The organism is Streptomyces sp. NPDC101181 (genome assembly GCF_044767975.1).
Taxonomy (GTDB): Bacteria; Actinomycetota; Actinomycetes; order Streptomycetales; family Streptomycetaceae; genus Streptomyces.
The window spans coordinates 425,683-437,279 of the sequence record NZ_JBIWOX010000001.1; the positions used below are offsets into that span (position 1 = coordinate 425,683).

Below are 11,597 nucleotides of genomic sequence, written 5' to 3' on the forward strand. Positions count from 1 at the left end.
GACGACGCGCCACGAGCCCTCGAAGATCACGGAAGCGAAGCGGGGACGGCACCATGCGGGAAGGTCGCTGGGAAACGGTCACGGAATCCGAGTTCCCGCACGAACGGCGAGGGCTGGAGTCCATCCGCGCCGAGCTGCCGGACAACGACCCCTGGCGGGCCTGGTCGAACTTCACCTTCACCGCCAACACCGGCCACGTCCGCGAGGTGGACCTCCTGGTCATCGCTCCTGGTGGGGTGTATCTGATCGAGCTGAAGGACTGGCACGGCTCCGTGGAGTCCCGCAACGGCTCCTGGCTGCAGACCCAGCCCGGCGGCCGGGCGGTCTCGCACGGCAACCCCCTCCACCTGACGAACAAGAAGGCCAAGGAGCTCGCGGGGCTGCTGGAGAGCCAGGGAGTAAGGGTCTGGGTCTCTGAAGCGGTGTGCTTCACCGACTCCTCCCTGAAGAACCGGCTGCCGGCCCACGACCGGCACGGCGTCCACACCGTCCCCCAGCTCATCACGGTGCTGAAGGAGCCACCGGCCTACGAGCAGCGCCGGATCGACGCGGTGCGTTCGCGTGCCGTGGCCGCGGCACTCAAGAAGGTCGGCATCGCCCCCAGCGACGCCGAGTACAAGGTCGGCCCTTACCTCCTCAACCGCAAGTCCTTCGACTCAGGCCCCACCTGGGCCGACTACCTGGCCAAGCACACCGATCTACCGGAGGCCGCGCGAGTCCGGGTCTACCTGCGCGAACGAGGGGCGGATGCCGGCCTGCGCGCCTCGGTGGAACACGCGGCACGGCGGGAGGCCGCGGTGCTCCGACGCTTCCGGCACCCGGGAGTCGTACAGCTGAAACAGTACGACCCCTCCGGGCACTCGGCGGGCCCCGCACTGATCTTCGAGTACGACCCGCGAACCCTGCGGTTGGACGAGTACCTGCTCCAGTACGGCCCCAAGCTGGACATCCTGAGCCGGATGGCGCTGGTACGCCAGCTCGCCGAGACGGTGCGATCGGCGCACAGCCGTCGCATCTACCACCGCAGTCTGGCGGCGCACGCCATCCATCTGATTCCGCGCCCTCGGGGTACGGACGGCACCGACAGCGAGGAGGGGGGCTGGCTCAGCCCGTTCCTGCAGATCTCCGACTGGCAGATCGCCGTTCAGCGCGGCTCGGAGCAGGGCGGCCCGGGCGGAGGCGACCGCCTGGCGCCCACGACGCTCTCCCGCGCGGGTGCTCACCTCGCCGAGGGCGCCGACCCCTACCTGGCCCCTGAGCTGACCGCGCTGAAGCCCGATCCTGTCGGCCTGGACGTGTACGGGCTGGGCGTACTGACCTACCTGCTGGCGACGCTCAAGGCACCGGCTGCAAGCCAGGCCGAGCTGCTGGCCCGGTTCGAGGCCGGTGAGGGGCTTCGCCCCAGTGCGGTCGTCGACGGGCTGTCGGGATACATCGACGAGCTGGTGCAGGCCGCCACCGCGTACGACGTCGACGCCCGGCTGTCGTCGGTGGACGAGTTCCTGGAGATGCTGGAGGTCGTCGAAGCAGACCTGACCGAGCCGGTGTCCGCCGATCCCGTCACCCCGGCCGCCATTCCGGCGCCCGTTCCGGAAAAGGACCCGCTGGACGCCGTGGCGGGCGACGTGCTGGCCGGGCGCTGGGAAGTCCGCCGCCGACTGGGCACGGGGTCCACGAGCCGCGCTTTCCTGGTGCGGGACCTCCGTGCCGGGCCGGAGGTGCGGTTCTCCAAAACGCTGGCGGTCCTGAAGGTGGCGCTGTCCGACAGCAGGGCCGAGGTGCTGGTGCGCGAGGCCGAGGTCATGGGGCGGCTGCGCGCCGACTCCCGGATCATCCGTCTCGTCGAGCCCGAGCCTCAGCGCATCGCCAACCGCACTGTGCTGGTCCTGGAGTACGTCGGCGACGAGCGCGCCGCCGACCCCGACTCCGCCGGCGCGTCGGGCTCAACCTGGACCAGACGCCGCGAGGAGACCGTGGCCCGTCAGCTGCGCGACTCGGGCCGTCTGTCGGTGGACCAGCTGGAGGCGTACGGCGACTATCTCTTCGGCGCGGTGGACTTCCTGGAGGGTGAGGGGGTCTGGCACCGGGACATCAAGCCGGACAACATCGCGATCCGCATCCGCCCGAACCGGACCCGTGAGCTGGTCCTGATCGACTTCTCGCTCGCCGGCTACCCGGTGCACGAGACCGGCGCGGGTACGGACGGCTATCTCGACCCGTTCATCGGTACGCTCACCGACCGCTCGGTCTACGACGCGCACGCCGAGCGGTACGCCCTGGCGGTGACGCTCCACGAGATGGCCTCGCGCGAGCTTCCGGTGTGGGGCGACGGAAAGGTGTCCGCGCGGCAAACCGACCCCGAGCAGGAGCCGTACCCGACCATCGCGGGCGATGCTTTCGACCCGGCGGTCAAGGACGGACTGGTCGCCTTCTTCCGTAAGGCGCTTCACCGCGACACCTCTCAGCGCTTCCGCGATCTCAAGCCGATGCGGGACGCCTGGAAGAAGATCTTCCTGGCCATGGACGAGGCCAAGCCCTCCACCCGCCGCTCCCGGACCGTCCCGAAGGCCGACGAGGGGGCGTCGGCCGGTCCGCGTACGCCAGAGTCGGGTATCGCGGACGCCGAGGAGGACAGTGCGGAGCGGCTGCGTGACCGACAGGCCGCGCAGGCGGACCGCACCACGGCGATCTCCGCATCGGGGCTCGGCCCGGCGGCGGTCTCCTTCGTGTACGGACTGAAGGTCGACACGGTCGGCGAGCTGCTGGACTACAGCCAGCGGCAGTTGGTAAACGCACCGGGCCTCGGCGCCAAGACCCGCCGTGAGGTGCTGGGCCGGATCAAGGAGTGGCGGCGGCGACTCGCCGAACTGCCGGCCGCCCCCCTGACCCCGCAGGGCCGCAAGGAGGCAAAGGCCGAGCTTTCGGCCGCCGAGGAGGCCGTGGCCGGCGCCATGGCCGACGCCGGGGCGACGGCTGCGGATTCGCTGCCCCAGCGCGCACTGCGCGGGGTCAGCCTGGACACCCTGGCCACCATCTTCGTACCGGAGCTCAAGAAGGACGGCTCGAACCGCAACGAGTGCGAGATGGTCCGGCTGCTGCTGCGCCTGCCGAACGAGCGCGGTGAGCTGCCGTCCGAGGTCGGTGTCTGGCCGAAGCAGAAGGACGTCGCCGAGGGTCTGGGCCTGTCCGCGGGCCGTATCCCGCAGATGCTCAAGACGCAGCGCACCCGGTGGAAGAGGCACCCCACGGTGCGGGCGCTCCGCGCGGAGGTACTGGACCTGCTGCGCACCTCGGGGCGACTGGCGTCCGCGGCGGAGGTGGCGGACGCCCTCGCCGTCCGTCGGGGCACCACGCTTCTGGAGCGCGAGCAGCGCCGCGCACTGGCCTTGGCGGCGGTACGGGCCGTGGTAGAGACCGAACAACTCCTGCCGCAGGAAAGCGAGTTCCGACACGCACCGAACCGGGACGCGGCGGACGAGGCGATGGGCGCGGGCCTGCTGGCCCTGGAGGTCGGCGAGAACGACGCGCCCCAGACTCCGTCCGCGCCCGGGCTTTTGTACTACGCGCAGCAGCTGGGGCGGGTCGCCGACCGGCTGGCGAAGCTGGACACCCTGCCGACCGCGACGACAGTCCTCACGGACCTCACGGCGGTCCCCCCTCCGAGCGCCACCGTCGAATGGGACGAGCGCAGGTTGGTCATGGTGGCCGCCGCAGCGTCCCGTAACGCGGGCGCGACGCCCCGTCTGGAAATCTACCCGCGCGACCTGCCGCTCGTCCGGGCTCTGCGGCTCACCCAGGCGGGGCTGGTCCGGTGGATTCCGGGCGTACCGGCCGCCGACCAGCCCGGCCTGCCTCCTGCCGAGGTCCACGAACGGGTCCGAGCCCGCTTTCCGGAGCTGCTCAACGGGCGGGGCGAGCGCACGCTGCCGATCGGCGGCCCGCTGACCAAAGCACTGCGCGACGCCGGATTCGACCTGGTGCTGTCCACGCGCCAGAGAACAGGCACGCTGCGCTACCTTCCCCGCAGATCTGATGCCGTCTCCAGCTTCGTCTCCTCCGACGGGCAGCGTCAGGCGACCGCCACCATCTCTGCTCGGCGCTACTCGGACGACGGGGAGATGGCAGCCGCCTGGGCCACCGAGGAGCGTCTGCTGGCTTCAGCGCGGCGGGACGGCTTCCGCGTACTGACAGTACGGACAGGCCGCATGCGGCCTGCCGTACAGGAACTGGCGAGCGAACGCTTCGGCGCCCGGCCCATATCGGTGACCGAGCTGTTCCTTGACGCCCTGCACGACCTGGTCGACGCGCGCCCCAAGCCCACCTGGGAGACGATCCTGCGCGCGGATGTGGCTCAGCCTGGCTCGAAGGGCGCGATGAAGTTCGCGGAGTACGCGCGCACCGCATGGGCGGCGGTCGAGCCATATGTGGGCGAGTTGCTGACCCCGGCGCATGCCGGCTCCCCCGTCCTCCTCGCAGATGCCGGGGTGCTCGCACGCTACGACGCGATGGGCGTGCTTGACCGGTTGGCGGAGCAAGCGCGCGGGGGCGGAGCCGGGCTGTGGCTGCTCTGCCCGCAGAGCGACCCGGCCCGACCGCCGCGGCTGGGCCGGACAGCGGTACCGCACCAGGCGGGGCTGGGCGAGTGGATCCCCCTGCCCGACGGCTGGACGCGGAACGTCCACCGCGGCAACGAACAGAAGAACGGCGTACGAAGTGCGCCAGCAGTGAACGCGAACGTGACATCGGGAGACGTGCAGAAGTGATCGACCGCGAGAGCAAGGCGCTGCTGACCGACCTGATCAAGCAGGTGAAGGCGGTCGAGGCCGATCTCGACCAGCAGGTAGCGGAGGGCGACAAAAACCTCAAGCCACTGCGCACGGAGCACGGAAAGGTGTGTGCCACCTTCGCAGTCCCCGCTCAGGCCCCTCGCTGGGCCACCTGGCTGGAGCAGCACATCGCGGAGCTGCCTGCGGAGCGAGCGCAGACCGTACGGGACGCGGAGGCGGTCGCGGGCCGCCTGCGGGCGGAGCACGAGGAGGCCCGGAAGCTGGGACGCACTGCGGCGACCTGGAACGCCTGGCTGGGCGAACGGGTCACGCAGGTGGCCGTGGCGTGGGTGCTGGGCACGGTGTTCGTCCGCTTCTGCGAGGACAACCGGCTCGTCCCGGAGCCGTACATCACGGGGCCGGGCGCCGAGCGCCGCGACTTGGCCGAGGCTCGGTTCGCCCAGTACGTCGAGGAGACCGACAACCCCACATACCGGGGATGGCTGGAGAAGGCGTTTGCGGAACTGGGCGCGGGACAGGCCGGCAAGCTCCTGTTCGACCGGGAGCGCAATCCGCTCTACCAGATCCCGATCTCGCACGACGGAGCCCGCGCGCTGGTGGAGTTCTGGCGGGAGCGCGAGGAGGGTGACGCGGGGGCGGCGAGCACAGCTGGTACCGACGCCGCCTCCGGCTCGGAAAGCAAGCTTCCGCCGCTGGTCCACAATTTCACAGACCCGCTGAACGAGGACGGTACGGAGGGGTGGGACACCCGCTTTCTGGGCGACCTGTACCAGGACCTGTCGGAGGCTGCGCGGAAGACGTACGCGCTGCTCCAGACACCGGAGTTCGTGGAGGAGTTCATCCTCGACCGGACGATGAGCCCGGTGGTGCGGGAGCTGGGCGGCCGGTTCGGCGAGCTGAAGATGATCGACCCGACGTGCGGTTCGGGGCACTTCGTGCTGGGCGCGTTCCGCCGGATGGTGAAGCTGTGGGCGGAGCGGCACCCGGGCCGTGATGTGCATGAGCGGGTGCGGGACGCACTGAACGCGGTGCACGGGGTGGACATCAACCCGTTCGCGGTGGCCATCGCCCGGTTCCGGCTGCTGCTGGCGGCTATGGCGGCGGCGAACGTGCGGACGCTGGAGGAGGCGGGGCGGTACGACTGGCCGGTGCACTTGGCGGTGGGTGACTCGTTGATCGAGGACCGGCAGCAGGAGTTGGATCTGGTCAGTGAGGACACCGGGAAGCGGTTGGTGGATTTCTCTTATGCGACAGAAGACCTGAATGATTATCCGGGGATTTTGGAGCGGGGGAGGTATGACGTGGTAGTGGGGAATCCGCCCTATATTACAGTAAAGGATAAAAATCTAAATTCAATTTACCGCAACCTCTACGCTTCTTGCGCTGGGACATACGCACTTTCCGTGCCGTTCGCCGAACGATTCTTCCAACTAGCGAAAACAGGCTACCCTGGCGAACGAATCTACGGCATGGTCGGTCAGATCACATCGAACTCGTTCACCAAGCGGGAGTTCGGAACTCGACTGATCGAGGAGTACTTCGCACACAAAGTCGAATTGACCGAGGTAATCGACACCTCAGGAGCCTATATTCCCGGCCATGGCACACCTACCGTAATCCTTGTGGGGCGCCGCCGAAGCGGAAATTCACGAAGTGAATACGTTCGCACCGTGCGGAGCGTCCAAGGTGAACCTTCCGTCCCGTCAAGCGGGAACTACGGATTCGTTTGGAGTGCAATCGTAGAGCAAATCGACAAACCGGGATCACATAGCAAATGGGTCTCAGTCGAGGACTTGGAGCGCCAGCGATTCTTCGGGAAGCGGCCATGGATTCTTGCGGATGGCGGGCTAGAGATGAACGAAACCATTCATTCATCCTCCGTGGAACAGCTGCGCAACAGATCCCATCGCGTCGGCTACTTCGGCATGACTGCTGCCGACGACGTAATGCTGCGCCCCAAACGGTCCTGGCCTATCGACATGAAAGACCTACTGACACCCATCGTGGTTGGCGAAGAGGTTCGCGACTGGATCGCCAGAAGCGATAACTGCGCCTTCTTTCCGTATTCCGATAAACATGAAATCAAGGAAGTCCCAAGTGCAATTCTGGGCAGCCGAAATCTTTGGCCATACAAAACGGACCTTGGAAGCCGTGCAACGTTCTCTGGTAAAACCTATTTTCACGCTGGCCGAAAGTGGTGGGAATGGCACCAGCTCCCCAAAGACGATGGGGCTCACGCTTGGTCCATCCCCTTCGCCTTCGTGTCAACTCATAGCCAATTCGCCCTAGATCGAGGAAAGCAATCATTCAAGCAAACTGCTCCAGTAATTAAATTGCCGCAAGGAGCAACGGAGACCGATCACCTCAGCATTCTAGGACTCTTGGGAAGCTCCACTGCCTGCTTCTGGCTAAAGCAGGTTTGCTATCCGAAGGGCGGTGACCCTGTGGGTGGATCTGGAGCGAGGGTGAGCATCCACCCCTGGTCAGACCGATATGAATTTAATAGCGGAAATGTAGAGAAAATCCCGCTGCCTTCGACTGGCCCTGCGTCACTCGCATCCTCTCTAGACACATTGGCTCACGAGTCGGCGCTTACAACAACGATGAAACAAGACAGCCATGCCGTTCCAACCAAAGAATCAATCAGCGAACAGCGGACCGCATGGCACTCAATCCGCTCTCGAATGATCTCTCTGCAAGAAGAACTCGACTGGCAGGTCTACTCCCTCTACAAGCTGCACTCCGAAGATCTCCGCGCCCCCGAATCCGAGGTCCTCGAACTCGCCCTCGGTGAGCGCGCCTTCGAGATTGTCCTCGCGCGGCGGGTCGAGAAGGGCGAGGCATCCGGCGAGTGGTTCAAGCGGCACAACTCCACCCCCATCACCGAGATGCCTGACCACTGGTCCGACGCCTACAAGGCCGTCGTCCAGAAGCGCATCGACGTCATCGAGACGTCCCGCGCCATCGGCATGATCGAGCGCCCCGAGTACAAACGGCGCTGGGCCACCGAGGGGTGGGACGTTCTCCAGGAGCGGGCCCTCAAGTCCTGGCTGCTCGACCGGATCGAGAACCGCGACTTGTGGTTCCAAGACGGCCAACCGACCATCCTCACCCGCAGCCAGCTCACCTCCGCGCTCTCCCTCGACGAGGACTTCGTGTCCGTCGCCCAGCTGTACGCCCCCCGCAAGGAGTTGGCGACCGTCGTCGCCGATCTTCTCTCCGAGGAGCACGTGCCCTTCCTCGCCGCGCTGCGCTACAAGCCCTCCGGCCTGAAGAGGCGCGCCGACTGGGAACACGTATGGGAGCTCCAACGGCTGGAGGACGCCGCCCCGGACGAGCCGGCCAAGCGGAAGATCCGGGACTCGATCCCCGTACCCCCCAAGTACACCTCGGCCGACTTCCTCAAGCCGTCCTACTGGCGGGCCCGGGGCAAGCTTGACGTCCCGAAGGAGCGGTTCATCTCGTACGCCACGGGCCCGATCTCCGACACCCCCGAACTGTTCGGCTGGATGGGCTGGGACCACCGTGAGCAGGCCCTGGCGCTGACGACGTACTTCACCAACGAACACGGTCTGTCCACCGAGGAGATGACACCCCTTCTGGCGGGCGTGCTGGAACTCCAGCCCTGGCTCGACCAGTGGCACAACGAGCTCGACCCGCTGTACGGCAGCAGTCCTGCCGCCTTCTTCGCCGGATACCGTGCCACTCAACAGGGCCAGCACGGCCTGACCGACGAAGATCTGCGCGCCTGGCGGCCAGCCCCGGCCACGCGTCGCGGGAGACGCCCGGCGGGCGGCTGACTCGTCTGATCCCGAGTACGGCGTGCAGATCAGGCCAGCACGGTTTGTACGTCGTACTGCGGGATGTAGCTGTTCCGGGTGACCACGGCCGGCCCTTCGGCCTGCGCCTGCGCGACCAGTATCCGGTTGAAGGGGTCGATGTGCAGTTCCTCATCCCCGTATGGGACGGCATGCGATCTACGCTCTACGCCATCGCCATCGCCATCGCCATCGCCATCGGCCTCGACGCTGGGCGCGCGTTTGGCAGTGAGCTGCTCCCCCGTCGAGGCGACGCGGATGACCTATGCGGTGAAACCCCGCTAGCGACCGGCAACCGCGTTGCTAGGGTGAACCGTTGGCATCCATCAAGGGCGGGGGACCCATGACGTTCGACGACGAGTGGGCCGCACTCAAAGCTGACGCGCAGAACCGGCAATCCGTGCGGATGAGCCTCAACACCGCCGGGCCCCAGCCAGGCGCGCCGGGGTCGAGAACCGATCCCGACCTCGTGGTCCATCAGGACGACCTCGGGGCGGTCGGCAGCGAGGCGTTCCGCGTCCACGGGGAACTGCGGAAGCGCGCCGACCTGGCGGGGGCTGGTGCTGACAAGGCCGGCGCGGGGACCACCGCTCGGGCGGCGGCGGAGTTGCGGGGCCGGAACTTCAGCGCGGGAAGTGAGCTGTACACCACTCTCGAAGTCTGGACCTCTCAGGTGAAGACCGTCCTGCAGATGTGTGCGCACATCTCCAACCACCTGGACTACTCGAAGAAGTCGGCCGTCAACGACGAGGTGGAAATCGCCGCCACGCTCATGGGGCGCAACGGCTCCGCCGTACCGGTATCGGAACTGCTGAAGTACGTGAAGTAATCAGGGGGAGCGGAAGACGTGGGGGCGTTCTCGTACACGGATCTCATGGAAGTCGACCTGGGGAAGTTGAATTCGGCCGCCGAAGACTGGGCCTCGACGGCGGCCGGGCTGAAGGAGCTCAGGGCCGACGTGCAAAAGGGTCTTCTCCGACTGTCCGACGGGGCCGACTGGGCAGGCTTGAACGCGACTGTCACCAGGGAGTTCATCCGCAAGACGGTCAAGGAGGTCGTGGATCTCCAGGTGGAGGCCCAGAGCATCGCGGCCGTCCTCCAGGACGCCCATGACGAACTGACCCACGTGCAGAAGCAAGCCCGGAAACTCTCGGCGGAAGCGCGCAAGGGCGATCCTGACCGGGCGGCAGGCCCTGATCCGGGGCTGGTGGTGTCGGACGGCCCCAACGGCACCGTGAAGGTGATCGAGGCTTTCTGTGGTGTGGAGGGCACGTCACAGCGGACCAAGGACCTGATGCAGTGGTACGTCGACACCCTCACGGGCCTGGTGGCGCACGCGGCGGAGATCGACGCGGCCGTGACCCGGGCCCTGAAGCGGAGCCATGGCGGCGACCCGCACAACGCGGGTCACGCGACGTACACCTCGCTCGATGAGGACCAACTGCCCCGCGCGACCAAGCTCGCCTCGCTCGGAGGCGACGCGAACACGGCACAGCGGGCCGAGCTTCAGCGTCTATGGACGTCGCTCAGCCCTCAAGCCCGCGCGGAGCTGTGGACCGGGCACAAGGACAGTCTTCTCGCGGCGGGGCTCCTCACGCCCACCGTGAAACAAGCCGCTCCCGATCGTGGCTCGGGGCCGCACGGCATCGAGAAACCAGGGGCAGAGGACCGAAGGGTCCGGGAGAAGATGAACTTGATCGCCGAGGCCGCCGACTGGAAGGGTGACAACGACGCCTCACGCCACATGGCTCACTACCTGGCGAACAGCGGGACGGGCATGGAGCTGCCGGTCGACAAGATGATGTCGGACGTAGCGGACTTCCACGCACACATCGAGGGCAGCATCACAGCGCACAAGGACACATGGCGCGAAGAGGCTCTCGCGGAATTCCGACGCAACGGGGGCCAGCCCGTCTCAATACCGGTGGAGACCAGCAACCGCGACTTCAGTTTCAACCAAGACGTCAACGAGAACTGGTTCTTCGCGGTCGGATCGACCAGGTCGAATGTGACCGGAGTGGTCACCGTGGTCCCCGATGCCCACGGCGAACCCAAGGTCGGTCTCGACTACCAGGCCAATGCATGGGACCGCTACAACTGGGACGAGAACAAGGGAGTGAACATCGGCTTTCCTTGGGGCGGCGGCATCGACATTCCGGATGGCCGGATGGCCCGTCTGCACACGACCGGAATCGCCCAGGAGTTCGACATGGCAGGCAGTAGTTCCGTCAAGCACTACGATCTGGGCGGATCGGCCCCGAACCAGAGCCCGCTGCCCGCGCCGGACGAGCCCGGGCGCGAGGGCGGTCGCACAGACCCGGGCCGCGAGCAACAGGAAGCGCGGTGAAGGACCGATGAGCAGTTCCAGCAGGAGCGCCGACGGCGAACAACCGGTGCGACGCCGTCGTACCTCGGTGGTCTCTGTCATCGCGCTGGCGCTCTTCGCCTGCGTCGCCGCCACGATCGGTGTGGTCTCCTGCGCCGCCGACGACGTGTCGTCGGACCTGGCGGAGAAGGAGATGACCTGTTGCTGGGAGGACGAGGCCACGCCCGCCTGGATGAGCGGCCAGCTCGGCATCCGGATCCCGGAGGGGGCATCGGACCGCCGGGCCGGCTACAAGGTAGGGCAGCGCTTCGACACCGGTCTGCTGTCCTTCGTCCTGCCGAGCGAGGAAGCGGAGACGTACACCGGCCGGCTCATCGAGAAGGGCACAGTGATGATCGGGAACTCCCACCCCAAGGAGAAGGGGTACCGTCCCGCGGCCGCCTTCGGTCACCTCGGACTGCCCGAACCGGAGACTTTCGTCCAGGGACTGCGCATGACCAGCCTGTGCCCGGACGACCTCACGTCGCCCGAAGGCACGTACCTCCAACGCTGCGTCGACCTCTTCGCCCACGAGTTCACGGCCGGTACGACGCGGATCTACATCCGGTCGACCATCGAACCGTCCGTGACACCCCCTCCCTCGAACGACGCATCTTGACCCTCATC

The 11,597-nt window shown here is 66.9% G+C and carries 5 protein-coding genes; all 5 read left to right on the top strand.

From position 1 onward, the window contains the following. Nucleotides 1–53: 53 nt before the first annotated feature. The 5 genes from pglW to ACIRRU_RS01845 all read left to right on the top strand — a co-directional run bounded on the left by pglW (nt 54) and on the right by ACIRRU_RS01845 (nt 11,589). On the top strand, nt 54–4,763 hold the full coding sequence (gene pglW, locus ACIRRU_RS01825; RefSeq protein ID WP_403674858.1) for a BREX system serine/threonine kinase PglW: 4,710 nt from the start codon (nt 54–56) through the stop codon (nt 4,761–4,763). After that, nucleotides 4,760–8,587, top strand: coding sequence for a BREX-2 system adenine-specific DNA-methyltransferase PglX (gene pglX / locus ACIRRU_RS01830; RefSeq protein WP_403674861.1), 3,828 nt, complete (start codon nt 4,760–4,762; stop codon nt 8,585–8,587). Before pglW ends, pglX begins: the two co-directional genes overlap by 4 nt. A gap of 361 nt (nt 8,588–8,948) precedes the next feature. Next, on the top strand, nt 8,949–9,434 hold the full coding sequence (locus tag ACIRRU_RS01835) for a hypothetical protein (RefSeq protein ID WP_403674864.1): 486 nt from the start codon (nt 8,949–8,951) through the stop codon (nt 9,432–9,434). Nucleotides 9,435–9,479: 45 nt separating this feature from the next. Further along, nucleotides 9,480–10,952, top strand: coding sequence for a hypothetical protein (locus tag ACIRRU_RS01840; protein ID WP_403674867.1), 1,473 nt, complete (start codon nt 9,480–9,482; stop codon nt 10,950–10,952). A 7-nt stretch (nt 10,953–10,959) separates the two neighbouring features. Continuing rightward, nucleotides 10,960–11,589: a hypothetical protein gene (locus ACIRRU_RS01845; RefSeq protein WP_403674870.1), complete on the top strand. Its 630-nt coding sequence runs from the start codon at nt 10,960–10,962 to the stop codon at nt 11,587–11,589. The last annotated feature ends 8 nt before the right edge of the window (nt 11,590–11,597 follow it).

Bases quoted from the DNA above. Each gene is read 5' to 3' on its own strand.
- pglW (WP_403674858.1), top strand. From the start codon at position 54: ATGCGGGAAGGTCGCTGGGAAACGGTCACGGAATCCGAGTTCCCGCAC.
- ACIRRU_RS01845 (WP_403674870.1), top strand. From the start codon at position 10,960: ATGAGCAGTTCCAGCAGGAGCGCCGACGGCGAACAACCGGTGCGACGC.
- ACIRRU_RS01840 (WP_403674867.1), top strand. From the start codon at position 9,480: ATGGAAGTCGACCTGGGGAAGTTGAATTCGGCCGCCGAAGACTGGGCC.
- ACIRRU_RS01835 (WP_403674864.1), top strand. From the start codon at position 8,949: ATGACGTTCGACGACGAGTGGGCCGCACTCAAAGCTGACGCGCAGAAC.